Source organism: Allobacillus halotolerans, assembly GCF_018967645.1.
Lineage (GTDB): Bacteria > Bacillota > Bacilli > Bacillales > Alkalibacillaceae > Allobacillus > Allobacillus halotolerans.
Map to the genome: position 1 here is coordinate 47,745 of NZ_JAHLZF010000010.1, position 25,569 is coordinate 73,313.

Sequence of the window (25,569 nt, forward strand, 5' to 3'; positions counted from 1 at the left end):
TGTTCTTTAATTAACTAAAGTTATAATATTATATTTTTATAATCATATTTATAAATATGAATAAAAAAGTGGTGAACTAAATGGCAACCTTTAAATTTGAAGAAAAAGATATACCTTATCAAGTGGGTCAATCTATTGCAGGAGCACTTTTCGATTCAGGGATTTATGGAATAAGCCACTCAAAACAGTCGAAAAAATTACGAGGGGCATTTTGTATGAACGGTGATTGTTGTGGTTGTTATGTGAAGGTGAGTGATGTGCAAGTGTTGGCATGTCGGACACCAGCTACTAAATCGATTACTGTGAAACGAGGTGGTACTGGTGAAATATGATGTGTGTATTGTTGGAGCGGGTCTTTCAGGACTAGCAGCGTTACATACTTTATCAAACGAATCACTGCGGGTGGCTATTGTAGACGATCGAAGTGAAATTGGTGGTAATTTTCTAAAAAGAAAATGGTTACTTGATGAACCGGAGAGATTTAATTGGCTTGTAGAAAAGGAAATAAGTGATTCAGTTGATGTCTATTTAAATCATGAAGCGATTGGCGTTTACGCTGATGAATCGCTAGGAATTACAGATCAACTATCACTCAAACAAATCCAAGCTGAGGTTTACCTACAGTGCACAGGTTTAAGAGAACTCCCTTATCTATTTGATGGGTGGCAATTACCAGGTGTAATCACACTAGATGCATTTTTACAACTTCGACTTATTGAACAAGTTAACTTTCCTCACCATATAGGAATTGTAGGTCAAAATCCCCTTCTTGAAATTGCAGCAGACAAATTAGCCTCAGAAGGTTTTAATCTCATACGTACTACAACCGAGCAATCAGTCCAAACGGTAGGGAACAAACAGGTTGAGTACTTAATGTTAGATGGTGAGCCGTATCCAGTTGACATTGTTATTACGAGTAAAGGTTATATTCCAGTGAATGAGTTAGCCCACTTGTATAAAAAGCCTGATGCATTTGATTACCGACCACAAAATCATCCAATGACTCTTTCTGAAAGAATTTATCGAGCAGGACAGTCTGCTGCTGTTACAACACCGGAACTATCCATCCAATCAGGTCAAAGAGTTGCAAAGGAAATCATAAGTAATTTGCAGAAAGAAGGTGTTTGATATAGTCACACATAATGTCTCTAATCAAACAATTATATGTCATTGTGAAGAGTTAACTGTAAACGATCTTCAAGAGGTATTCGCATTTGGCGCTCGGTCTTTCGATGACTTAAAAAGGATGAGCCGATGTGGCATGGGACATTGTCAAGCGAAATATTGTTATCACCATGCGAATGAGCTATTAGCAACATGGATGGGAGTAGCAGAATCTGAATTATCTGGAACCAATCATCGAATACCAATTCGCCCCTTACCGTTAAAGATGTTAATTGGAAGTGATCTTTGATGAAAAGTGAAGTATACGACGTCATTGTTATTGGCGCTGGTGTTATTGGATTAGGTATTACATTCGAATTATCAAAAGTTCCGGGATTAAAAACATTAACAATTGATCAAGGTTATCCCATGAGCGGTACTTCGGGAGCAACTCAGGCCTGGGTTTGGGTACACAGTAAGACACCGTCTCATTATGGAAGATTAAGCAAAGAAAGCGCTGATCGATATTTAGAACTGCAAGATGAACTAGGAGATATAGAATATATTCGTTCCGGCGGAGTCACGCCTATTTTTTCAAATGATAAGCTTTTTGCTGCTAAAACTTTACAGGATGAAATGAGTAAAGCGAATATACCGGTAGAGATTTTAACAAAAAGAGAAGTTTTGGAGCTCGAACCAAATTTGTCTCCAAACTTAATTGGAGCAACCTATTCGGAAATCGACGGAACAATTAATCCGTTCAAGTTAATTCAACGATATCGCAAACAATCAGAAGAAAACGGGGCTGAATTTTCATTTTATAACAAAGTCATCGGACTAGAAAAAACATCTTTTGGTTACCGAGTAATGACTCAAAAAGGCACATTTGAAACTGAAAAATTGGTTATAGCAGCAGGACTTTGGTCGAAGGATATTGGTCGATTTCTTGATGTTGAGATACCCACCTATACATCGCGAGGCCAAATTCTAGTTACCGAACCAACAGAGCGACTGATTAATCGAGTGATTGTTGGGATGCGACAGTTAAATAACGGCATTATTCTCATCGGTTTTTCTAAGGAAGACGTAGGTTATGATCGACGAACAACTCTGGACATTTTACAAAACTCAGCAAAACGGGCGGTAGAGTTAGTCCCAAAGCTAAAGGATGTAAAAATTGTTCGAACGTTCTCAGGCATTCGTGTGATACCAGATGATGGTTTACCGATCTTTGGTGAAGTACCTGGTGAAGAAAATCTTTATGTTGCAGTTACTCATAGTGGAATGACATTATCAGCAATTCTGGGCAAGCGAATGAAGGAATTAGTGACAACTGGGCAAACGAGTGAGCAAATGGATGCCTACTCAGTTAAACGATTTGAAAAGAGGGGGATGGTCAGTGGATAAAGTTCATCAGTATATTGTTGAGAATCAGGATAAATATCTCGAATGGTTAAAATTGGTTTGTGATCAACCGAGTGTTTCTGCACAAAACCGTGGTATGGAGAAAATGTTTCAGTTGTTAATAAAACTTTTCAAAGATGTTGGGGCTGAGACATCGACCATTCAAACAGATGGATACCCAGTATTGATTGCAAAGTTTCCAGGTGAAAAAGATCAGCAACTTGCCTTTTATAATCATTATGATGTGCAACCAGAGGACCCACTGGATGAGTGGGAAAGCGATCCGTTCGAAACAACATACAAAAATGATTTGATTATTGCTAGAGGAACGGCGGACAACAAAGGTAATATCATTGCTCGGCTTGCGGCTGTAGATGCGTATCAAGCTGTACATGGAAAATTACCAGTAGGAATTAAATTTATCATTGAAGGTGAAGAAGAAGTTGGTAGTCCGCACCTGGAAGTACTTGCAAAAGATTTGACCGATCAGATTAAAGCGGATGCGATTTTATGGGAAGGTGGCTTACGAGAGTATAACAACAAAAGATTGCATGTTGGTTTAGGTGTTAAAGGAATCGCTTATGTCGAGCTTGTGGCCAAAGGAGCAAAACATGACTTGCATTCTTCAGAAGCAGCAATTATAGAGAATCCCGCATGGGAGCTAACGTGGGCATTGTCATCATTGAAAGACCGTAATGACAAGGTGTTGATCGAGGGATTCTATGATGATATTGAGCCATTATCAGAGCGATCAAAAGAATTTATCAAGACGTTAGAATACGATGAGGAATATGTTAAAGCCAGCTATGAGATTGATAGGTTTCTTGATAACGTCACGGGCTACGAGCTGAATAAACGATTAATTGCAGAGCCAACGTGCACGATTTGTGGCATTAAATCCGGTTATATAGATGAAGGTGCGAAAACCGTACTCCCATCTCAAGCAGAAGCAAAATTGGATTTTAGGCTGGTACCTGGTCAAACACCAGAAAAAATTGTAAAGCTATTAAGAAAACATTTAGATGAAAACGGATTTAAGGACATTGAAATACGAGAATTAAATCATTTACAGCCATATAATACGGATCCAGATCATCCCTTCGTTAAGCAAGTATTGGAAGCGGTAGATGCTACATATGATGAGGAACCTATTATATATAGTAACTTAGCTGGGTCCAGTCCAATGCATAAACTGCTTTCCAATTGCCCAATGCCAGCAGTACAAATTGGTGTTGCGAACACGAGTTCAAAGTTCCATGCACCTAATGAAAATATTACGAAACAAGATTTTATTCAAGGAACTCAAGTTGTTTCTACTATTATTAAAAATTTCACTGTTGAAGTTTAGTTTAAAGTTTTTAATTAAGATTTTAAGTTCTATTAAAGTAGATAAGTTGTACAATTCGAGGATAGAAGCTGTGTAAAAGGAGTTTTTAAAATTATATGTCTTCCTAAAAATGACATATAGACTTTAAAACGGTACACTTTAATTTTTCTTTGAAAACAAGTAGTTCCAATCAATCCGCCCTTCGTATAAAACAACTACCTACTTTAATAAAGCTAAAAATATATAAAACCTTATAGGAGGTCAGGCTAAATGAAACTTAAATATTTTTTGTCAGGTGCGCTTCTTGCAATTGTCTTATTTCTAGCGGCATGTAGTGGGAATGGTGAAGAAGAAGTAGAAGCAGAGTCACAAGGTGAGGAAGAAAGTGGTGAAGTTGAAAAAGATGATAAGAATCTAGTGATTGCGCAGGCGTCCGACTTAGTTACCATGGATCCACAAGATTCATTGAGTACCACTGGAGATCGTTTCTTCAGAAATTTAAATAACCGTTTATTTAAACGAAATCCGGATATGGAAATCGTTCCTGACCTAGTTGAATCTTCTGAAAATATTGATGAAGAAACTTGGAGGTTCAAATTAATTGAAGGTGTAAAGTTCCATAATGGTGAAGATTTAACGGCGGAAGATGTGAAGTTTTCACTAGAACGAGTGATGACTGATGATTCGTTGAAAGAATACCCATATTTTACACAATTAAAAGAAGTTAATGTTATCGATGATTATGAATTAGAGGTTGTTACAGACGGTCCGATGCCTACAATACAACATGTATTGGCAAAAAGTGGTTCTGGTATCTTGCCCAAAGATTATGTTGAAGAAGTTGGAATGGAAGGTTTTATGGAACAACCGATCGGTTCAGGCCCTTACAAATTCGTGGAATGGAAAATTGATGATAAAGTCGTCATGGAGAGAAACGAAGACTACTTTGGTGATGAGCCTACATGGGATACTGTAACGATTCGTGCTATAAATGAAGGCTCCACACGTGTTGGTGAGTTGTTGACGGGTGGTGTTGATCTAATCACAGATGTGGCACCAAACGAATGGGACCGTGTTGAAAATAATGAAGGAACCTCGTTGGTTTCTGGGGAGTCCACACGAGTTATGTTGCTAATGAACAGAATGACAGAAGGTACTATCACTGCAGATCCAAAAGTTCGAGAGGCAATTGATTTAGCTATTGATCAACAAGCTATAGTTGATTCTGTCTTACAAGGTTCAGGTGTTCCAGTGCGGTCACGAGTACCTGAAGGAGTTCATGGTTCCGATCCTGATTTATACGATGCTTATGTGCATGATCCTGAACGTGCAAAAGAATTACTAGAGGAAGCAGGATATGGAGATGGCTTTGAACTAACATTGACTTCTCCAAAAGGACGTTATCCTATGGACGGACAAGTGGCTGAACTAATTGCGGTCATGCTTGGTGAAGTAGGTATTGACGTAAACCTTGAACTGCTTGAATCAGGAACGTTTATCGAAAAATATTCGAATAAAGATAATGAAGAATTAATCATGATCGGTTTAGCAGACGGTTTACTGGATGCTTCTTATTCTCTTGTTCACTATTCAATCGATAGAGCAGCTGGTCAAACAGATTATAACAATGAGGAAATTGATCAGTTATTTAAAGAAGCTTCACGTAACCTGGATAAAGAAGAACGCGTAGAACAATTCAAACAAATCCAACAAACCGTTGCAGAAGAACGGCCACATACATTTCTGTACCAGAGCAAAGTAAATTATGGTGTTTCAGATGCAATTGATTTTCAACCTCGATTAGATGAAAATATTATTTTTGATGATGTCTCAGTTAAATAGAAAACGATTGATGCCCGGCAGATTAGTATTAGCTAATCTGCCAACGGGCTATTTTCTTAACCGAATGAAAAATTGTTCTCTAATAATCTCGAGGTTAATAATAAATCTTGTCAAAGGTTTATTCTACTACTCAAATATAGATAAGAAGATATTGATTTGGATTCCACGTATAAAAGCTTGACTAACTTTATTGACTAGGTGGGAGAGATATGAAGAAATATATAACCAAAAGGCTTCTTGAAATTATTCCTGTATTGTTCATTATTACATTTGTCGTTTTTGTTTTGATGTACCATGCAGGTGATCCTGTAGCGATGATGTTACCAGATGAAGCGAGTCAAGAAGATCGTGAAAACATGAGAGAAGCACTTGGATTAAACGATCCATTCATCGTTCAATACGGAAACTTCCTTAAAGATATTTCAACAGGAAATTTTGGTGAGTCGATTCGTTATAATACTCAGGCTCTGCCACTTGTTATAGAACGATTACCAGCATCATTTGAATTAGCAGGGGTAGCGATGTTAGTCGCAATTTTAATTTCAATACCACTAGGTATATGGTCTGCAAATAAAAGAAATACGGTCACTGATCTTTTTATCACAGGTGGCTCTGTATTAGGAAAAGCAATGCCAAACTTTTGGTTAGGAATTATGTTGATATTAATCTTGGCAGTCAATGTACAAATCTTCCCAGTCTCCGGTCGTGGAACACTCGTTCATTTAGTATTACCAGCAATTACTCTTGGTACATCTATTGCAGCGGAAATGACACGATTAGTTCGTTCATCCATGCTGGATACTCTTGGTCAGGATTACATAAGAACAGCATCCAGTAAGGGTGTTCCTTATTTCAAAGTTGTCGTTTCACATGCATTTCGAAATACACTAATACCTGTCATTACAATCACTACATTACAACTTTCTATTGTAGTGAGTGGTTCTATTATTACCGAATCAGTTTTCCAATGGCCAGGTCTGGGTCTATTGCTAGTACAAGCTGTCAATGCGCGTGATATGGCTGTTGTGCAAGCAGCTGTATTCATCATTGCAATTTTAGTGATTGTAGTGAACTTAATTACAGACTTGATCTATGTTCTTATCGATCCGCGAATTAAATACAGCTAGGAGGTGTCCGTATGAGTGAGGCAGCAGCTAATCTTGAACAAAAAGAAAAGAAGTCTTCAAGCTCGATTAGTAATTTATCGATTTTTGTAAAGTTATTATTGAAAAGTAAAACAGGAATGCTCGGATTGATCATTCTTCTGATTGCTACGTTCGTAGCAATATTTGCTGATTTGCTTGCACCTTATGACCCGGTAGAACCGCATTTGTCTTATATTTTGACTCCGCCTGCTTGGCAAGAAGGTGGAACGAGTCAGTTTATACTTGGCACTGACAATCTAGGTCGTGATGTATTAAGTCGACTAATCTTCGGAACTCGCGTTTCTTTGATTGTAGGGGTTCTATCAGTTGTTGTAGCTGGGGCAATCGGCTTGTTCTTTGGAGTCATTTCCGGTTACTTCGGCAGATGGGTTGACCAGGTAATGATGCGAATTGTCGATGCGTTTCTATCCATTCCGAGTATTTTATTCATTATGGTCATCTTAACAGTATTTTCTCCAAGTCTCTGGATGTTGATTATCGTTATTGGATTAACGACATGGGTTAATTATGCTCGGATTATTCGCGGAGAAGTACTCAGTTTGAAAGAACGAGAGTTTGTGAAAGCCTCTCAAACAATTGGCACAAGTCATTGGATCATTATTTGGAGAAATTTAATTCCAAACGTGATGTCTACGTTTATTGTAATTTCAACATTGAGTGTCGCAACAACAATAATTTTAGAGGCATCACTCAGTTTCTTGGGATTAGGAATTCAACCACCCGATATTTCATGGGGAGGCATGTTGAATGATGGTCGTGATTATTTAGCTACACACTGGTGGATGGGAACTTTCCCTGGCATTGCAATAACAGTTACGGTCTTAGGCATTATCTTTCTTGGAGATTGGTTAAGAGATGTTCTTGATCCTAGATTATAGAAAAGGATGATTCATATGAACTTACTTGAAGTGAAGAACTTGCATACACATTTTCATACAGATCGAGGGCTTGTCCCAGCACTTAATGGAGTTTCCTTTTCAATAAAGAAGGGAGAAGTACTTGGGATTGTCGGTGAGTCGGGCTGCGGGAAAAGTGTTACATCATTATCAATATTGCAGCTACTGGGAAACAAAGGAAAAATTGAAAAGGGAAGTATTCAATTTAAGGGCCAGGAGTTAACAACATTTACAAAGAAGCAAATGCGAAAAGTTCGCGGTGATGAAATTTCCATGATTTTTCAAGAACCACTAACATCTTTAAATCCATTAATTCGCGTTGGGAAACAAATTGCAGAGACTATTTTGCTACACAGAGAGAACTATTCCAAAAACCAGGCGAAAGAGCATGCGATTAAAATGATGAAAATGGTCGGGATTCCCCAAGCAGAAGAAAAATATAGTCAATATCCACACCAGCTTTCAGGTGGAATGCGTCAACGTATAATGATTGCAATTGCGCTCGCTTGTAATCCTGATTTGTTGATTGCAGATGAGCCTACTACAGCACTTGATGTCACAATCCAAGAACAAATTCTTGGATTAATGAAAAAGATTGCTCATGAGACAGGGACTTCCATTATCTTCATTACACATGACCTAGGAGTTGTCGCTGAGATGGTCGATCGAGTAATTGTTATGTACTCAGGTCAAGTCGTAGAAGAAAACGATGTAGTTAGCTTTTTTGAAGCACCGAAGCACCCTTATTCTCAAGGCCTAATTAATAGCACACCAGCAATCGACCAAGGACAAAAACTAGAAGCCATCCGAGGAAATGTTCCCGCTCCTGCAAATAAACCTAATGGCTGCCCATTTCATCCACGTTGCCCAATGGCATCTGATATTTGTAAAACGACTGTTCCGAAAAACACTTACTTTGGTAAACAAGAGATGGTCAACTGTTGGCTATATGATAAGGAGGCGAAAACATCATGAGTAAAATAGTGGAGGAAACTGCGAAGGAAGCATTCGGAAAGGTAACGGACGAACCTATTCTAGAAGTTAAAAACCTCAAGACTTACTTTCCGATTTCATCAGGTAAGTGGTTTAACAAAGAAACAAAATATTTAAAGGCTGTCGATGAAGTTTCTTTCTATGTGAATCAAGGAGAGACTCTTGGAATCGTAGGTGAATCGGGCTGTGGGAAATCTACAACAGGTAACTCGATTATACGGCTTGTTGAACCGACAGCAGGGGAAGTTTGGTTTAAAGGAGAAAACATTGCAACAATGAAATCGAGGGAGTTTAAGCCATTTAAGAAAAATATTCAAATGATCTTCCAGGATCCTTTTTCATCTCTTAATCCTCGTATGCATGTGTTCGATATTATTGCAGAACCTCTTCGTACCAACAAAATGTATCAAGGGAAAGACTTAGAGCAACGAGTATATGAATTGATGGATACAGTGGGGCTAGACCCCGATTTGGCCAATCGCTTTCCTCACCAATTCAGCGGGGGTCAGCGACAAAGGATTGGCATTGCACGAGCTATAGCTGTCAAGCCTGAATTAATTATTTGTGACGAGCCAGTTTCTGCATTGGACGTTTCAATTCAAGCTCAAATATTAAATCTGTTGAATCGCTTGCAGAGAGACTTGGGACTTACGTATATATTTATTGCACACGGAATTCCAGCAGTGAAATATGTAAGTGATCGGATTGCTGTCATGTATATGGGTGAAATTGTTGAAATGGCTGACAAAGATGCATTATTCAAAGCAACACTGCATCCTTATACACGTAAACTGATTTCAGCAGTTCCTTCAACGGACCCTAAAAAGCGAACAATTGGTGAAGAACAAGCGATTGCCGACGAACTAAACCAGGGTGAATCAGATGTCGTTGGTTGTAAGTTTGCCGATCGTTGTCCACTTGCTCGAGCGCATTGTCGAGAAGTTCGTCCTGATCTGCGACAATTACGCAGTGGTCACTTTGTTAAATGTCATTACCCACTAGAACAAGAAGCATTGGAGGAGAATGTATGAAGTATATAGTTATCGGCTCAGGAGTTGTTGGTGCCTGTGCTGCGTATTATTTATCACAGAAAAAAGGTAATGAGGTTACTTTAATTGATGAAGCATTTGATGGAAAGGCCACTTCAGCAGGTGCTGGAATAATATGTCCATGGATTTCTCGGGTAGATGATCCTGAATGGTTTGCTATCTCTAGTCGGGGAGCCTTGTATTATCCAGAATTAATTCAATCATTAGAAGAACTTGGAGAAACAGAAACGGGATATAAGTTCACTGGGGCATTAGCAACGAGTGAAAAATTAGAAGATATATATGAAGTTAAAAGTCGAGTGGAAGAGAAAAAAAGAGAATTTAAAGAAGTTGGAGAGATCAAAGTATTGGAGGCACCGGCAGCTCAAAAATACTTTCCTCCTTTAGATGAAAATTTACACGCACTCTATATTTCTGGTTCTGCACGTTTAGATGGTAGATTGCTTGCTAAAGCATTGGTAAATGGTTTTCAAAAAAATGGTGGAAAATTGGTAGAGGAAAAAGTTAGCTTAAAGCGATCCGGAAATTCTGCTACCGTTTTAACAAGTGATGAAAAGATTGAAGCTGATAAAGTAATTGTAGCCGCAGGTTCTTGGACTAATGATCTGCTAAAACAAATTGGAGTTTCGATTAATCAGAAACCACAGCGTGGGCAGATTGTTCATTTGACAGTTGATGAAGACACATCAAACTGGCCTGTTGTTTTACCGCAAACAAGTAGTCATTATATGGTTGCTTTCAATGACAACAGAATCGCCTTCGGTGCGACGCGTGAAGATGAAAGTGGATTTGATTACCGGGTTACTGGAGGCGGGGTCCTCGAAGTATTGGATGAAGGTTTAAGCGTGGCTCCGGGGCTAAAAAGTGCAACATTTAAAGAAGTTCGTGTTGGATTTCGTCCAATGAGTTCAGATATCAAGCCACTGCTTGGTCCAATACCAGATATAGAGAATGTGATTATAGCTACCGGTTTAGGAGCTTCAGGACTCACGATGGGACCATACGTTGGATCTCTTGCAGCTAAAATAGCTTTAAATGAAAAATTAGAGGTAGATTTAGCACCCTATAATCCGTTGCGATAAGTAAATTTAATAATAAATCGTTCTTTCTATTATAAAGAAAAGAAGCAGGTGTAAATATGAAATATGTTCGATTTAAATATAAGGATAGCATATGCTATGGCATATTAAGAGATTTAGAGATTACAATCATTGATGGTTCACCGATTTCAAAACATACTAAGACCACAGGAGAGAGAGTCGACCTAAACGAAGTCGAATTATTGGCTCCGCTTATTCCTAATGAAATTATTGGAATTGGTGCGAATTTTATTGCAGATGAAAATAGCCGACCAGGTGTGCCCCCAAGTACTCCGATATTTTTTAACAAGCCAAAGTCCTCGGTCATTGGTCCAAACAAAAATATAATTCTTCCCCCTGGTATAAATTCAGTAAAGTTTGAAGCGGAGATTGCAGTGATTATTGGTAAACGAACTGAGAAAATAAATGAGGAGAATTATCAGGATTATATATTTGGGGTGACAGTGGGGAATGACGTCACAAGTCCAGAATACTTTAGAGAGGATGGCCATTGGTTTGTCGGCAAATCGTTTCCAAGCTTTACTCCTTTGGGCCCTGTAATTGAGACGGATGTGGATCTTGCTGAGTTATCAATTACTTCTGCAGTGAACGACCAACCATTTCAAGATAGTCCGACGAGTCATATGATTGTCAGTATTCCTCAGATGATGGCCTACTTGTCTAGAGTGATGGTACTCCAGCCAGGAGATGTCATTTTAACAGGTAGTCCAGTAGGTGCAGATTTCATAGAAGAAGGAGACACAGTAACCTGCACTGTGTCCGGAGTGGGGCAACTTACGAACACTGTAATTCGTTCAGAATGCACAAATAAGGTGAAGTTAAAATAATTAGTCACAATACTTAACTTTTTAAAACTAAACTTTTACGATCGAGGTGTTTATTATTTCATATCTACTAGGAATCCTACTTGTTATCGGGTTTTATGCTTTGGGTGAAACAATTCATAATTACTTATTGTCTTGGTTGCCAGGCAGTATTATCGGAATGGTGCTTTTGTTTAGTGTGTATTTAATGATTGGTGAGAGACTGGTCCGATGGGTAAAGGAAGGAGCAGAATTATTTATCAAATATTTACCGCTGTTTTTTGTGCCAGTGACAGTAGGTATTTTACAATATGAAAATTTAATGAGTGGATTTGGAATTATTTTTTTTGGGCTTTTATTATTTAGTTCATTTTTAATGATTTTAGTTATTAGTTACTTGATGAATCGAAGAGAGAGGGATTTATCGTGTGGCTGATTTTGACGGTTGGAATATTCCTATTATCGCAATGGCTTTATGTGAAAATAAAAAAAAGCTTCTTATTGCCCGTATTTACAACAACAATTGTGATTATCTTATTATTATTATCAACAGGTCATACATACAAACATTATTATGAAACAGCTCAATGGATCGACTGGTTGCTTGGCCCAGCGGTGGTAGCTTTAAGTTATCCATTGTACAAGCATCGTAAAATGCTTCTTAAAAACGGTGTGAAAATTATTAGTTGGGTGGTAGTTGCAACAGCAATTAGTATTCTAACTGGTGCGTTCATCTTTTGGTTGTTTGGTGTAAATGATACGTATGTTGTCACAGCCATGCTGAAAAATATTACAGCCCCTGTAGCAATTGACTTGGCAGAAATCTATGGAGGAATTCCAGCTTTAATTGCGGTGCTTTGTACATTAGCAGGTATGCTAGGTGCTGTCGCAGGTCCCCCTGTGTTCCGTTTATTAAATATAAAAAGCAGTATTGCAAAGGGAGTAGCAATGGGCTCCACTGCACATGCCATTGGAACCTCTCGACTTTTGGAAGATGATGATTACGCAGGAGCAATCAGTACGCTTTCTTTTCTAATTGTGACGTTAATCATGCCGGTTATTGTTCCAATTTTAGTATATTTAATGGTCAATTAAATAGAATTCAATTACAATAATTCAATGAAAAAATAATACCTGAACCAATAACAAAACCCGGCTGCCTCAATAGCCGGGTTTTATCTTTCTAATAAGGGAGATTTAAACCAATGTTACTTCTGCTCAGCCGAACGCAACTCCACTCGACGGATTTTATCGATTTTTTTTCGGTAGTTCTTCAATGAACTGTTAGGTCACATATCATCCTAACCAGGGTGCATATCGCCCGGTGCGGGGCCCATATATTTTCAATTTGGGAGCATATCTCGCATATTTTCTTCTGAGTCACTATGATCATGCTTAGGTCTCATTTTATTTTGCATTCGGTTCATATTTTTGGGTTTTGGGCTCACATATTCAGACGGCGGTCGCATATCTAATAGATTCGGTCACATATCATCCTAACTAGGGTGCATATCGTGCGGTGCGGGGCTCATATATTTTCAAGTTGGGTGCATAACTTTCATATTATCTGCAGCGTCTACTATGATCAGCTTAGACCTCATTATATTTTGCATTCGGCTCATATTTTTGGATTTTGGGTCCATATATTCAGACGGCGGTCGCATATCTAATAGATTCGGTCGCATATCTTCCTAACCAGGGTGCATATCGGCCGGTGTGGGGCCTATATATTTTCAAGTTGGGAGCATAACTCTCATATTATCTGTTGCTTTACTACGATCATACTTAGGCTTCATTTTATTTTGCATTTGGCTCATGTTTTTGGGTTTTGGGTCCATATATTCTGAAGACGGGCGCATATCTAATAGATTCGGTCGCATATCTTCCTAACCAGGGTGCATATCGTGCGGTGCGGGGCCCATATATTTTCAAGTTGGGTGCATGTCTTTTAGCGTTCTTCTCATGAAACGTCAAAGCGGGCGTATATTTCCTTAGATTGGCCCCATAAATTACCAAGTTTCAATAATTCAAACCTTATCGATAAGCACTCTCGCACGTATCTGCGATCGGTTCATAGTAGCAGTGTTGTTTATATTGTCCGGTGAATGGTTGGCCGTACCAGGTAGGTGGGCAGGGTGCATATGGGTTAAAGTACCATAAGGCATATTTCGATGGGTGTTGCCTCCATCGTTGCACGACTCTTCTTGCTAACTTTCTTTCTACTTCTCTTGCAGGTTGGTAAAACAAATTTCCTTTTTGTACGGCTTCAAAGGAGAAGTTTCCCCCTTGAACTTGGTAGATGACTTCTTCGATGTTTCGCACTTCTCGGAAATCCAAACAATCTGCAACGGCTCTGTTTACGATCACATTTCCGACCATCAGCATTCCTAATCTACCTTCCCCTTCAGCTTCTGCCCGCATCATCCGAGCGATTAAATCGATGTCTTTACTTGTATGTCTTACTCTTGTCACATCCATCACCTCTAACTATATTGTATGAATGGCTCATGGTTACATGTTCTTTTTTTTACACTGTGATCGAAAGAATGTGTTGTAGCGCAAAGCTGAAAAATATTACGACTCCGGTAGCGATTGACTTGGCGGAACTTTATGGCGGTATTCCAACGTTGGTTGCGATTATTTGTACTTTATTCGGTATGATTGGAGCAGTCGTCGGCCCGATGATCTATCGACGGTTTCGTGTTCAAAGTAAACTGGCACAAGGCGTAGCGATGGGTGCCCTCGCGCATGCAATTGGTACATCGAGATTGATGGAGGAGGATGATTATGCAGGTGCCATCAGTACGTTATCCTTTTTAGTAGTAACGTTGGTAATGCCATTGATCGTCCCTGTGTTGGTATATTGGCTCGTCGGTTAGGTTGTCGAAATCTGTTGAAAAAAGTCATATAAAAAGGTTTTGTGATATAATAAAAAGGAGACTGAAATTTTATATACATAGAAAATAAATTTCAGCGATTGAATATAAGGGGGAAATATTGTTGAGAAAGTTAATTATGACCGTCTTAATGGCAGGTTTTCTACTGTTAGTCGCCTGCGGAGGACAAAGCATTGAAGGAAAATGGGAAGATAGCACAGGCGCAATCGTTGAGATTACTGAAGATGCGATGAAATTCGGGGAAGATATGGGTCTGGCCTTAGAAATTGACCTCGCACATATAGAAGATGACTTGTATGAAATCTCCATGATGGGTGAATCTGAAGAAGTGAAATTCAACGTCGATGGCGATGAGTTAACCATGGAGCACGTGAGCTCTGGTGAATCAGAGGTTCTGATAAGAGCTGAATAATGGAAAGAGAAAATCAGGCTGTCCAATGCGGGCAGCCTTTTTTGAATAAAATTGTTCAGGCATGGCGTGGCACATATAAATCTGATTTGGGTGCATATCTCCAATAGTTGGGTCCATATAGTTGGTCTTTGGTCACATAAAATGGACTGGAGGGTTCATATACGGCCACGGTGGCTCAAATAATTGAATTAAGGTCGCATATATTGCTGATGACTGAGCGGAAGGAACAAAATTTACGCTCCAAATACATAATCCTTCCGCAGTAAACTCATCACAAAGGCATCATGATATTCGCCGTTCACGAAATAATGTTCACGCAGCCTGCCATCGATTTGAAATCCAATTTTTTTGTAGATGTGCACGGCTTTTTCGTTTATTTCATCGACATATAAATACAGTTTGCGCAGGTTCACTTTATTGAACCCATATTCCACGGTTAATCGCGTGGCGTCTGCAGCATAGCCTTTTCCTTGATGCTCGGGTGCGATCATAATTCCGAATTCTGCGTTTCGGTGTCTTGTTTCAATATCAAAAAGGCCGACATAGCCAATTCGTTCGTCATTTTGGTACAAAACAAATTGACGGTGCGAGTCGTTGTCCTGGCTGTTTTCATATATCGTGTTCATTTTTTCAAGCGTCGTGTAAGGCTCTTCAAACCAGTAGTCCATCACATCAGAGTTGACGCGCATTTGATGCATGAATTCCAGGTCGCTTTTTTCTAAAGGTCGTAAGTGTAAGTTGTTTGTCATTATGGGTTCTCCTTCGTTTGCAGATTATTTTTATCATAGCAAAGCAGTGAGAAAACGTGAAATGATTGATTTGAAGGTTAGCGATTTTTTGAGCGTTGAACGGTCTGTCAGGAGAGAAGTTTTTTTAGATGCGCAATGAATCGAATGGAGGAAAGTTTTAGCAAAGAATGATATAATCTACGTAACTTAGTCGAATTTCCAGTAAGTTGGGAGAGACGGAAATGAAACAGAAACGATGGATGTTAGTCTTGGTGACTGTGGGCTTGCTTATTTTGCCAATACATATGACAGCTGAAGAAAATCAGAATGAGCCTACTGTTCAGGAAGAAAATGATCCGCCAGCTGAAAGTCCGGAAACGGATGATCCTGAAATACCCAAGGATGAAGAAAATAAACCAGCTCAGCCGGACGGGAATAACGAAGACGAGTCGCCTGACGATGGACCGTTGAAGGAAGAAGAGTCAAACGGAACAACAGATGAATCCCCAAGTCCAGAAGAAGAATCTAAGCCAAGTAAAAAGCCGGATAAAGATAAAAATAAAGCCCCTGACAAAGATAAAAATGAATCAACAGAAAAAAACGAGCAAGATCGTTCACCACAGCAAGATAAGGATTCTACAACAAAAGAAGAGTCCGATAAAAAGGATTCAACTAAAAAAGACGATAATTCGAAAACATCAACAGACAACACAAGCAAACCGAAAAACGACGCAAATGATTCAACGGACACAACTAACGAAACTTCAACTCCAACCAACTCATCGAACAGCGAGTCTACATACGAAGATAATTCAGATCCTGAGATCGAGGATGTGCAACTGGAGGATGAAGAGGTTGACGAAGATGAAGAGACGGAAGAAGTCGATGAAGATGAAGACGAGGAAGAGGATTCAGCACTCGGCGGAATCGGCAGCAATATTTTCTCGAATCAACGCGTGACGGATGGATTTTTTCAAGAAGTTCGGTTGGTAAAGAGTAAACCTGAGGAAAAAGAAGCTGAAGCGGAGACGGATGCAGATTCAGCGAATGAAGTGAAAGTGAAACATTATTCTTCCGGTTACACATCGGATGAGCCGAATACGTTATTGATTGTAGTCATCGTGTTGACGACAGGAATTTTAGCGTTTATGGCGATTCAGCATTTGGTGAAACGGCGAGAGAAGTAAATGAATTGGCGCAACTCGATTCAAGGGTCGCGCCATTTGTTTATTTTTTCAACAAAAAAGGAGGCGTTCTTCATGGAAAATTACGTTTGGTATGCGAGTTACGGATCGAATATTAACCAAGATCGTTTTCATGCGTATATTTTTGGGGAAATTCCGCCGGGAGGAACGGTGAGTGAGATTGGTTGTCGCGATCAGTCTCTCCCTTTGCGTGCTGAAAATGTGATGATTGATTTTCCGATGTTTTTCGCGAAGCAGTCGAAGAGGTGGGACAATAAAGGAGTCGGTTTCATTGATACGACGTCGAATCCGGATCGGCCGACTTATGGACGGATGTATTTGATTACGAAGGAGCAATATGTTGATGTCGTTCGGCAAGAAAATAACGATATGACACTTGAGATTGATTTTGACCAACTGGAGTCGAAGGGAGAGTATGTCATCGATTCGAATAAGATGTACGGGAAAGTCCTCGACGTCGGAGAAAAAGAGGGACGTCCGATTTATACGTTTACGCATCCGAATGCAATCCAGCCGAATGAACGGATGACTCCTTCGATGACGTATTTGAAAGTGATCGGCGCGGGGATCAAAGAAGCGTTTGAAATTTCGACAGAGGAATTGGTCGATTATTATTTCTTACGAGAAGAAGTAGCGGAGGCTTATACGAGAGCGGAATTATTGAAACAATTGGCCCGGTAAGTCGGTTGAACGAGCAAACTTTCATTGAGCCTCTATCTTTTGCATGAATTTTCAGCTAATATAATACTATAGAACTATAAAAAGAGAAAAGAATAAAGGGGTAGAGAAATGAAGTTTTGTTCAGAGTGTGGAACGGAATTGTCTGAGTCGACAGCATTCTGTTCGAATTGCGGGAAAGAAGTAGGGTCGTCAACGAATCAACAGGGGGAAAAACCGACGACAAATGGGGCGAATCGACAAAGCCAGACGAATGATGGAATAGGGGTATTCATCAAAAAACATAAGCAATTGTTGTCAATTGGATTAGGTGTGGCACTCGTCATATTGGCTGGTTATTTCACCTTATCATTTATCAATTCATCAGAGCGTTTCGTCAATGGCGTCGTGGAAGCTATTGAAGAAGATGATTATGAATCATTGGTTGGTACGATGTATTTTTCAGATACGGAAGAAGAGATTTCAAAAAATGAAATAGAAATTTATATTGATTATATTAAAGAAAATGCCAACCATCTTGATCAAGTGAAGCGTGGCTTACAAGAGCAAGCGGAGATGATCGAGCAAGAACATGCGATTTCACAAGATTTTTCTAGCTATGCGGAAGAAATGTATTTGGTAAAACGGGAAGGATTTTTAAAAGATTCTTATCAAATTCATGTCATCCCGAGTTATATAACGGTTGAATCGACGATGGATGGTTTAATTTTATCTAATGAATCAGAAGAGGAACTACATACGTTTTCGACACATGAAAGTACATTTGAAGTAGGACCGACTGTACGTGGTTTTCATCAGTTCACCTTTACATATGAAGGCGAATGGATGCAGTTGGAGGAAGAACGCGAACATTATATTGCTGGGAAAGCTGAGCATATTTCACCGCAGTTTGATGTAGATTACGTAACATTTAAAACAGATTTTCCTATGGAATATGAAGGGAAGCTTCTTGTCGATGGAACGGAAGTGAAGGAGCCTGTTTTTAACGAACAGATGGGTCCATTTCTACTGGATGAGCAATCAACAGTTCAATACGATGTTGATTTTCCATGGGGTACGATGTCAACAGGCGAGCAGCCGATTGATGCAGCAACAGTTTCCTTAAACTTTGAATTGCATCAAGCGTTTGCCGACCAGTTGGCAGAAGCGTTACAAAATCACTACGAAACGATTCTGACAAGCTACGAGACGAGAGACTTCATCTTGATGGAAGGGATGAATGCAGGATTACGTGATTCTTATGAATACGACTACGAATCAATGTATCGTGCGTTCGATCGAAGTGATGAGTGGTATAGTGGGTTACATTATAAAGACTTTCAAATTTATTCGAGGTTAACAAACTTCGGTAAGGATGACCAGGGTGAGTGGTTCGTTGTCGTACCGGTGGCAGAGGATAAAATGGTGATCAACTCTTATGATCAACCGGATGCCAGTGAATTGGAGGATTACCGGAAAAACCACACTTTTTATCAGCTAAATTTCCGTGATGATGAGTGGGTTGTTGTCGATGATGTTCCGAGGTTTGGGTTTACGAGCGAAAAAGAAACGTATGATTATACCTATGATGGCGAAGTAAGGCTATTGGAAAAAGAAGAGACGCCTGAAGAGGACGTTGAAAAAGTCGTTCAAGTCAGTGTAGGTAAATATATCGAACATTTAGTTGAAGCTGTTAACGCTGGCGATTACTCCATTGTGTCGCCTTACATTTTATCGGGAAGTGACTTAGAGAAAGATCAACAGTCTCTTGTGGAACGTTTGCATGAAGCAGGGACGACAGAAGAGCTTGTTTCATCAGAAGTACTGTCTGTCAAAGAAGATGGAGATAGCTGGAAAGTTGATACAAAAGAAGAGGTCACCATTCATTACGATAGCGGAGAAAGTGAAACGAACTCATATGAGTGGACCTACACAGTCGTTGAAGAAGACGGGGATTATTTACTTAGTACGATTGAATAAGTAATCAGAAGCCTTTCAATAATTGTCGTTATATATAAAAATCGTGGAGCTGCATTAGGCATGAGCTCCACGATTTTTTTATAGTAATTGTGCAGGGCTGAAAACTTTAAAAATAAGTTAAGTGCTCAAACAAGTCCATCAAGTAATTATTAAATAAGAAGTATGTGATGAATGATACGAGTGCGACGCTGAATAAGGCGGCATACACATACTGGCCATTTTGTTTGGATAGGTGATGTGTCACGACGATCACGGGTGCAGCAGTGATGAATAAAGCGACAGGAACGGAAACCATAATGGCCTGGAAGGTTTCATCGCCACCAAGTCCAGCGAACATCGAAACGATTCCCACTAGGACAAATGGAACAGCAAGTAAACAATACTGTGTGGTAATCGTAGGGATACTAACTTTTTTCTGGGTAAAAGCAAGTGGTGCGACGGTTGCGATTAACCCTGCCCCTAAAAACAAAGCAACTCCTATAAATGAGCGTGAGAAAATGTCAAAAAAAGGCAAGGATTCAGGTTCATATCCCCAACCGCCTGAATGTTCTCTGTACATCCCATTCATCCAGAAGTAAAACGCCAATGCGATGAGGATCGCGAAAATGGCAACGGTCGTAATTCCGTAAAGAAACTGCTTATCCGTCCGTTTCAATGCCAATGTCGGGTCTTTCAAAATCGCGCCAAATTCATTCGAATACGTATGTTGATGAAAATTTACCGGTGCCTGTTTCGCTGTATTCGCGGCGTGTGTTGCAGCTACTTCATCTCGCTGGTTATGTACTTGGGCTGTTGCATGATTGCTGGCTAATGGTGTGCCGCAATTTTCACAGAAGTTTCCATGAACTTGTTCATTTTTACAAACATGACATCGATGCAATAATGACATCTCCTTTACGTTTAATAATCTAATCGTATGGTACTTTCTTTGAATAAACAAGACTTTATTCCTATAATTCGTTAAAACTCTTACCGTTTCGACATGAATTCACATGAACTTCATAGATTTTTTGTTGAAAAAATGGCATGATTTAATTATCAGATTACTGAATCTATTAAATTCGCTGGAGGTATTGGATGTTAGAGGAATTAGGAATAACCAAAGTTACGATTCCGCTTCCTTTTCGGTTGAATCACGTCAATTGTTTTTTAGCGGAAGGTCAAGATGGATGGCTCGTGATGGATACGGCGTTGAATCGACCCGTCACGAAAGAAATTTGGCAGAGTCATTTATCCGATAAAGAAGTGAAGCAATTATTGATTACACATTACCATCCGGATCACTCTGGCTACGCGGGTGAACTGCAACGACAGACGGGCGCGGATGTGTTGATGACGGAAATCTCAGAACGAGCGAGAAAGAGAAATTGGTTAGATGATACAGTGGAAACGATGAAGGCTTATTATCAAGCGGTTGGAATTCCGCATGAAATAGCGGACGGAATTAGTGAAAACACGATTGAATCAAGAGATTTCGTCATGCCGGAGCCTTCGGTGGATCGGTATTTGAATGAAGGCGATCTGATTAAAATCGGAAACTATGAATATCAGGTGATTTTTACACCGGGCCACGCACCAGGATTAATTACGTTGTATAATAAAGATAAAAATGTGTTGCTATCGACCGATCATATTTTACCGAAAATCACGCCGAACGTTTCCTATATGTTCATGGGCGATCAAAATCCGCTTCAGACCTTTATGGAATCGTTGCAGAAAATTAAACAACTAGATGCCGGCTTTGTCATTCCTTCGCACGGCGAGCCTTTCCATGGAGCAAACGATCGCATTGATGAAATCGTCAAGCATCATGAGGACCGGCTCAACGACATACTGGATCAGCTCAAAGATGGAAAGACAGTTTATGAAGTGTGTCAGTATTTATTCGGCGATCGCTTGACCACCCATGAGATGCGCTTTGCGATTGGTGAAGCTTTAGCCCACTTGGAATTTTTACGTAAAAAAGGCGAGTGCCAACGAGAGGTACGTAGCCACGACTGGCTCTATCGCGTGAAGTAGGTGAAACTTCAGGGTGACTCCTGAAGTTTTTTTGTTTTTTGGAAGGGATTTTTAGAGGGAGTGAGCGTGAACGTTCAAAATGTCGCGCTGATCGTTCAAAGTTAGCGCGTGACCGTTCAAATTGTGACGCTGACCGTTCAAAGGGGTGCACTAACCGTTCAAACCAGCACTCCTACCGCTCAAGCAACGCCTACAAAATCATCCATATAAAAAAGCCCGTCGGTTTTGCCGAGCGGGCTTTCCTTATAGAAAGTAATAAAATCCACAGATCAGTAAGTAGTGTGCGAGGTATGTGAGCAAGCCGAAACGGAAATTTAATTGATAGCCAACGCGCAACGAGTTGCTTCCGACGAGGTTTCCTACCATCAAGTTCGTTGCCGAGAATGGCGAGATCATAATGGTAAGCATCCAGCCGCTCAAGATACCGAGGCTCAAAATGAGATGGTCGCCTGCAAAAATGACTGATGAACTGAATGTCGTCGCCAGTGCGGTATTGGTGATGATCGGATGTATGCCAATAAATGACAGCACGTTAATGACTAAAGCAATCAATGGTAATAAGATGAGCACATGTGTAATACCGGTTGACTGCAAGAAGAAAATCACTAAATCACTTGCTCCAGCTTGAATGATGGCATATCCGAATGCACCGGCTGCGATGAATAATGATAGTTCATTCCCCATTTTCGGTAGTCGATCTTGTGCGTATTCGGATAATTTTTCAGCAAATTGTCTTGGTGATAAGTAAAACAATGCCCACACTGTTGAAAATCCAATAGCAACAAGTGGAACGATCGTAATCATCGATAAATTGACGAACTGTTCGAGTAAGATGGTGATCCCTGTCATGGTGACGATTAACGTCAGTAATTGAGCAACTTTTCGCTGGGCATTTTTCAATGTCTGTTCATCTACGGGATCTTGATTGATGACGATCGGCTGTGAATTTTTTCCTTGAGCAATCATTCCCATGACCATGCCAACAAGAGCGAGCGCAAGACCATACGGAAATAATTCTAACCAGGAAATATCAAAATAACTCAAAACGAGGGCAACGGAAATAAAATACGGTGACCACATGAAGGCCATTGAAAATCCACGATTCATTGCCCGCAACTTTGTATCCATGTGAGGATTGAATGCATCAGTACTCGTCAGTTGGTGGATGATCGGAATGGAACCTAAGTTCATCACCGAGCCAACCCCCATCGTTGAAAAAGACAAATAGGTGAAAAGCTGTTTTGTTGTACGAACATACGATGTAAAAATAACATCCATGGAATCCAAGTATTTACCTGCTTTAATCGGAATGGATATCAGCGGAACGAAAATGAAAATCGCTAAAAGTCCCGCATTCTCATCAAAACTCCACAACATCTGAAGTAACCCTTCACCGAAAATGGATAAGATGGTGGTCAAAATCAATAAAGAGCTAATGAGGATTCTCGGAACTTTTGTTAAATAAGGGATAAAAAGAACTAACGTAATAAAAGCGAAAATACTGACCAATTTAGGCAGAAGCGGCGAGTCTATGAACTGGGAAATCAAATACGTGATCCCCATCAGCAAGATGCTCGTCGACTGCAAACGTATATAAATCATGTTGAAACTCCTTTGTGATTCACTTGTACCATTATAGAAAAGTTGGCGTGATTTGTCATGGAGACTGTCTGTGGAGGGGGGATTAATGAGGGAATTATCTAGAAATGATATGCGCCCATTTGCTTTGGATATGTAACCGACTTGGTAAAATTTGAACCCACTTCACTGATATATGAGCCGAGGCATCGAATGTATGCGCCCTATTGAGTGAGTTATGAGACTAACTTGAGGAAATATGATCCATTGAAATCTAGCTGCTGAACTGCCGCTTTATTGGAGATGAATGCTAGGATATGCGCCCTGATTTCCAGGAAATGAGCCAAGATTGACTGATATGCGACCAGCTATTGTATATATGATCCCGAGTTATTGAGATATGTGCCCAGAGACCGAATTTATGAGCCCAACTTCAAGATATATGAGCCCACTCCGCATAATATGTATTCATCTCCATGATCTATGCGGTAATCTCAAGCTATATGCTCCCAACTCCAGAATATATGCACCCTACTCAAGTCATATGCACCCAGCTGTGGTATATATGGTACCGAGCTACAGAGATATGTGCCCAGAGACCGAAATTATGAGACCAACTTCAGGATATATGGGCCCACTCCGAAAAATATGTATTCAGTCTATGATTTATGCGGTAATCTCATGCTATATGCCCCCAACTCTAGAATATATGCTCCCTACTTCAGGCCATATGCACCCAGCTGTAGCATATATGGTACCGAGCTACAGAGATATGTGCCCAGAGACCGAATTTATGAGCCCAAGTTCAGGATATATGAGCCGGCTTCAAAAAATATGTATTAATCTCCATGATCTATGCGGTAATCTCAAGCTATATGCTCCCAACGCCAGAATATATGCGCCCTACCTCAAGTCATATGCACCCATTTGTGGCATATATGGTCCCGATTTATAGAGATATGCACCCAGCATCCTAATTTATACGACCAACTTCAAGATATATGAGCCCGACCTCAAAATATATGACCCCAACTCCAAGAAATATGAGCCCACTCCCCAAAACATATCCACCGAAAACCAAGACACATCCTCCCTCCCTGGGTTTCTTTTCCGAAGTGACTCGATTATTATAGAAAATAGATGTTTAGCATGAAAGGGACCGATAGATGATGACAGCTTCTGTGATTTTTTATCTTATTCTCGCGTTAATCGGCGGGGCGATTGGCTATATTACCCGCTTGCCGGTTGGCGTCGTTCTTGGCTCGATGTTTGCGGTCGGGTTGGCGAAGTATTTCGATATTTTACATTTGGAGCGAACCGTTTCGATTTCGTTTGTCATTCAGGTGTTGCTCGGTGCGATGCTTGGGTTGTCGTTGATTAAAATTAATAAACAACAATTAATCACGCTCGGGAAAAGCTTGGCTGTCGTCGTGGTCATCGTGGTTATTTTTACAGGTGTGGCAGGTGCGACGCTCGGTTGGATGACGGGCACTAATCCTGTTCTGGCAACGCTCGCGGCATCGCCTGGTGCCATTGTGGAAGTTGCGACATTAGCGCAGGAATTGGACTTGGATGCACCGACTGTTGTACTCGTTCATCTTGTGCGCGTTGTCGTCATTATGAGTCTGTTTCCAATTTTATTGAAACAAGCAATGCGATTGAGAAAGAGAGAGGGGGATCTCAATGGATAAGTGGATTTTTGTAGCCGTATTGGCTTTTACCGGCGGTACGATTGGATTTTATTCAGGGATTCCTCTTGGGACGTTGCTCGGATCCTTATTTGCGGTCGGTGGCTATCAATTTGTCCGAAAAAATTTACCGACCTTTAGTTTCCGTGCAAAAAAAGTCATGCAAAGTATCATCGGAGGGAGTATCGGCCTCGCATTTACGACAGAAACATTTCAGGCGATTCAATCCGTTTGGAAGGTTGCACTGTTGGCGCCGATTGCCCATTTAATTCTTGCCGTTATCTTAACGTGGGTTCTGCATCGTGTTTTTCAATTTGATATCGTGACGTCATTTTGCAGTTCAGCGCCGGCTGGAATGAGTGAAGTGACGATAATTTCGGAGGAGTTCGGAGCTCAAATGCCTGTCGTGATCATGGTTCATACGATTCGCGTGATTGCGATTGTCGTGAGCGTACCACTTCTCGTCATGTTGTTTTAAATTATTTTTGAGGATATTTTCGTGAAAGTGGAACGATCAGTAAAAAGTGAGCTAGCGTACCACCGATTAATGAAGCAATTAGGAAAGTCCAATTAAACTCACCATCATACCAACCAGATATTAAAAATGAGATGAAAAAACCAAGCCAAATGCCAATTAGAAAATGGATTTTCATAAATAAACCTCCTCGAAGCCTTTGTTTACTGATTATACAAGATGCCATATACTGAAAGCAAATGAACT

Annotated in this window: 27 protein-coding genes; 22 read left to right on the forward strand and 5 right to left on the reverse strand. The window is 40.1% G+C overall.

Going from position 1 to position 25,569, the window contains the following annotated elements:
* Positions 1 to 80 precede the first annotated feature (80 nt).
* The 14 genes from KQ486_RS08090 (at position 81) to KQ486_RS08155 (ending at position 12,779) form a co-directional block, all read left to right on the forward strand.
* The gene (locus KQ486_RS08090) at positions 81 to 332 is read left to right on the forward strand and encodes a 2Fe-2S iron-sulfur cluster-binding protein (RefSeq protein WP_216687321.1); all 252 of its coding nucleotides are present in this window, start codon (positions 81 to 83) and stop codon (positions 330 to 332) included.
* Positions 322 to 1,128 carry an FAD-dependent oxidoreductase gene (locus KQ486_RS08095; protein ID WP_216687322.1) on the forward strand — a complete coding sequence of 269 codons (807 nt, stop codon included), beginning with the start codon at positions 322 to 324 and terminating at the stop codon, positions 1,126 to 1,128. The genes KQ486_RS08090 and KQ486_RS08095 overlap by 11 nt, the downstream gene beginning before the upstream one ends.
* Complete coding sequence (locus KQ486_RS08100; protein ID WP_274236147.1) at positions 1,121 to 1,414, forward strand: (2Fe-2S)-binding protein; 294 nt, start codon at positions 1,121 to 1,123, stop codon at positions 1,412 to 1,414. Before KQ486_RS08095 ends, KQ486_RS08100 begins: the two co-directional genes overlap by 8 nt.
* Complete coding sequence (locus KQ486_RS08105) at positions 1,414 to 2,511, forward strand: NAD(P)/FAD-dependent oxidoreductase (RefSeq protein ID WP_216687323.1); 1,098 nt, start codon at positions 1,414 to 1,416, stop codon at positions 2,509 to 2,511. Before KQ486_RS08100 ends, KQ486_RS08105 begins: the two co-directional genes overlap by 1 nt.
* A complete protein-coding gene (locus KQ486_RS08110) occupies positions 2,504 to 3,856 on the forward strand; it encodes a M20/M25/M40 family metallo-hydrolase (protein ID WP_216687325.1) in 1,353 nt (450 codons plus the stop codon). The genes KQ486_RS08105 and KQ486_RS08110 overlap by 8 nt, the downstream gene beginning before the upstream one ends.
* A gap of 249 nt (positions 3,857 to 4,105) precedes the next feature.
* On the forward strand, positions 4,106 to 5,677 hold the full coding sequence (locus KQ486_RS08115) for an ABC transporter substrate-binding protein (RefSeq protein ID WP_216687326.1): 1,572 nt from the start codon (positions 4,106 to 4,108) through the stop codon (positions 5,675 to 5,677).
* A gap of 209 nt (positions 5,678 to 5,886) precedes the next feature.
* Complete coding sequence (locus KQ486_RS08120) at positions 5,887 to 6,804, forward strand: ABC transporter permease (RefSeq protein ID WP_216687327.1); 918 nt, start codon at positions 5,887 to 5,889, stop codon at positions 6,802 to 6,804.
* 11 nt (positions 6,805 to 6,815) lie between these two features.
* Complete coding sequence (locus KQ486_RS08125; RefSeq protein WP_216687328.1) at positions 6,816 to 7,721, forward strand: ABC transporter permease; 906 nt, start codon at positions 6,816 to 6,818, stop codon at positions 7,719 to 7,721.
* 15 nt (positions 7,722 to 7,736) lie between these two features.
* On the forward strand, positions 7,737 to 8,714 hold the full coding sequence (locus KQ486_RS08130) for an ABC transporter ATP-binding protein (protein WP_246569245.1): 978 nt from the start codon (positions 7,737 to 7,739) through the stop codon (positions 8,712 to 8,714).
* Positions 8,711 to 9,763, forward strand: a complete 1,053-nt coding sequence (locus tag KQ486_RS08135; protein ID WP_216687330.1) for an ABC transporter ATP-binding protein — start codon at positions 8,711 to 8,713, stop codon at positions 9,761 to 9,763. The genes KQ486_RS08130 and KQ486_RS08135 overlap by 4 nt, the downstream gene beginning before the upstream one ends.
* Positions 9,760 to 10,863 carry an NAD(P)/FAD-dependent oxidoreductase gene (locus KQ486_RS08140; RefSeq protein WP_216687331.1) on the forward strand — a complete coding sequence of 368 codons (1,104 nt, stop codon included), beginning with the start codon at positions 9,760 to 9,762 and terminating at the stop codon, positions 10,861 to 10,863. Before KQ486_RS08135 ends, KQ486_RS08140 begins: the two co-directional genes overlap by 4 nt.
* Positions 10,864 to 10,919: 56 nt before the next feature.
* Positions 10,920 to 11,708, forward strand: a complete 789-nt coding sequence (locus KQ486_RS08145) for a fumarylacetoacetate hydrolase family protein (protein ID WP_216687332.1) — start codon at positions 10,920 to 10,922, stop codon at positions 11,706 to 11,708.
* A gap of 100 nt (positions 11,709 to 11,808) precedes the next feature.
* Complete coding sequence (locus KQ486_RS08150; RefSeq protein ID WP_216687333.1) at positions 11,809 to 12,120, forward strand: CidA/LrgA family protein; 312 nt, start codon at positions 11,809 to 11,811, stop codon at positions 12,118 to 12,120.
* Positions 12,111 to 12,779: an LrgB family protein gene (locus KQ486_RS08155; RefSeq protein ID WP_216687334.1), complete on the forward strand. Its 669-nt coding sequence runs from the start codon at positions 12,111 to 12,113 to the stop codon at positions 12,777 to 12,779. The genes KQ486_RS08150 and KQ486_RS08155 overlap by 10 nt, the downstream gene beginning before the upstream one ends.
* Before the next feature lie 939 nt (positions 12,780 to 13,718).
* On the opposite strand, the gene KQ486_RS08160 is transcribed toward KQ486_RS08155, so the two are convergent.
* Positions 13,719 to 14,108 carry a cell wall hydrolase gene (locus KQ486_RS08160; RefSeq protein WP_375713325.1) on the reverse strand — a complete coding sequence of 130 codons (390 nt, stop codon included), beginning with the start codon at positions 14,106 to 14,108 and terminating at the stop codon, positions 13,719 to 13,721.
* An 83-nt stretch (positions 14,109 to 14,191) separates the two neighbouring features.
* Here KQ486_RS08160 and KQ486_RS08165 point away from each other — a divergent pair, with 83 nt between their 5' ends.
* Together KQ486_RS08165 and KQ486_RS08170 are read left to right on the forward strand one after the other, a co-directional pair.
* On the forward strand, positions 14,192 to 14,563 hold the full coding sequence (locus tag KQ486_RS08165; RefSeq protein WP_216687336.1) for an LrgB family protein: 372 nt from the start codon (positions 14,192 to 14,194) through the stop codon (positions 14,561 to 14,563).
* Positions 14,564 to 14,684: 121 nt separating this feature from the next.
* Positions 14,685 to 14,993 carry a hypothetical protein gene (locus KQ486_RS08170; RefSeq protein WP_216687337.1) on the forward strand — a complete coding sequence of 103 codons (309 nt, stop codon included), beginning with the start codon at positions 14,685 to 14,687 and terminating at the stop codon, positions 14,991 to 14,993.
* Between the two features lie 233 nt (positions 14,994 to 15,226).
* On the opposite strand, the gene KQ486_RS08175 is transcribed toward KQ486_RS08170, so the two are convergent.
* Entirely contained in the window at positions 15,227 to 15,742 is a 516-nt protein-coding gene (locus tag KQ486_RS08175) for a GNAT family N-acetyltransferase (protein WP_216687338.1), read from the reverse strand.
* Between the two features lie 221 nt (positions 15,743 to 15,963).
* On the opposite strand from KQ486_RS08175, the gene KQ486_RS08180 reads away from it, so the two are divergent.
* The 3 genes from KQ486_RS08180 (at position 15,964) to KQ486_RS08190 (ending at position 19,563) form a co-directional block, all read left to right on the forward strand.
* Positions 15,964 to 16,908, forward strand: coding sequence for a hypothetical protein (locus KQ486_RS08180; protein WP_216687339.1), 945 nt, complete (start codon positions 15,964 to 15,966; stop codon positions 16,906 to 16,908).
* Positions 16,909 to 16,980: 72 nt separating this feature from the next.
* Entirely contained in the window at positions 16,981 to 17,607 is a 627-nt protein-coding gene (locus KQ486_RS08185) for a hypothetical protein (protein ID WP_216687340.1), read from the forward strand.
* A gap of 108 nt (positions 17,608 to 17,715) precedes the next feature.
* Entirely contained in the window at positions 17,716 to 19,563 is a 1,848-nt protein-coding gene (locus tag KQ486_RS08190; RefSeq protein ID WP_216687341.1) for a zinc ribbon domain-containing protein YvbJ, read from the forward strand.
* A 106-nt stretch (positions 19,564 to 19,669) separates the two neighbouring features.
* Here KQ486_RS08190 and KQ486_RS08195 read toward each other — a convergent pair whose 3' ends face one another.
* Complete coding sequence (locus tag KQ486_RS08195) at positions 19,670 to 20,443, reverse strand: hypothetical protein (protein ID WP_216687342.1); 774 nt, start codon at positions 20,441 to 20,443, stop codon at positions 19,670 to 19,672.
* 197 nt (positions 20,444 to 20,640) lie between these two features.
* Here KQ486_RS08195 and KQ486_RS08200 point away from each other — a divergent pair, with 197 nt between their 5' ends.
* Positions 20,641 to 21,582 carry an MBL fold metallo-hydrolase gene (locus KQ486_RS08200; protein WP_216687343.1) on the forward strand — a complete coding sequence of 314 codons (942 nt, stop codon included), beginning with the start codon at positions 20,641 to 20,643 and terminating at the stop codon, positions 21,580 to 21,582.
* A gap of 243 nt (positions 21,583 to 21,825) precedes the next feature.
* Here KQ486_RS08200 and KQ486_RS08205 read toward each other — a convergent pair whose 3' ends face one another.
* Positions 21,826 to 23,184, reverse strand: coding sequence for a hypothetical protein (locus tag KQ486_RS08205; RefSeq protein ID WP_216687344.1), 1,359 nt, complete (start codon positions 23,182 to 23,184; stop codon positions 21,826 to 21,828).
* A gap of 1,142 nt (positions 23,185 to 24,326) precedes the next feature.
* Between KQ486_RS08205 and KQ486_RS08210 the strand changes: the two genes are divergently transcribed.
* Together KQ486_RS08210 and KQ486_RS08215 are read left to right on the forward strand one after the other, a co-directional pair.
* The gene (locus KQ486_RS08210; RefSeq protein ID WP_144161746.1) at positions 24,327 to 24,851 is read left to right on the forward strand and encodes an AbrB family transcriptional regulator; all 525 of its coding nucleotides are present in this window, start codon (positions 24,327 to 24,329) and stop codon (positions 24,849 to 24,851) included.
* A complete protein-coding gene (locus tag KQ486_RS08215) occupies positions 24,844 to 25,326 on the forward strand; it encodes an AbrB family transcriptional regulator (RefSeq protein WP_216687345.1) in 483 nt (160 codons plus the stop codon). Before KQ486_RS08210 ends, KQ486_RS08215 begins: the two co-directional genes overlap by 8 nt.
* A gap of 1 nt (position 25,327) precedes the next feature.
* Here KQ486_RS08215 and KQ486_RS08220 read toward each other — a convergent pair whose 3' ends face one another.
* On the reverse strand, positions 25,328 to 25,501 hold the full coding sequence (locus KQ486_RS08220; protein ID WP_186278564.1) for a hypothetical protein: 174 nt from the start codon (positions 25,499 to 25,501) through the stop codon (positions 25,328 to 25,330).
* Positions 25,502 to 25,569 lie beyond the last annotated feature (68 nt).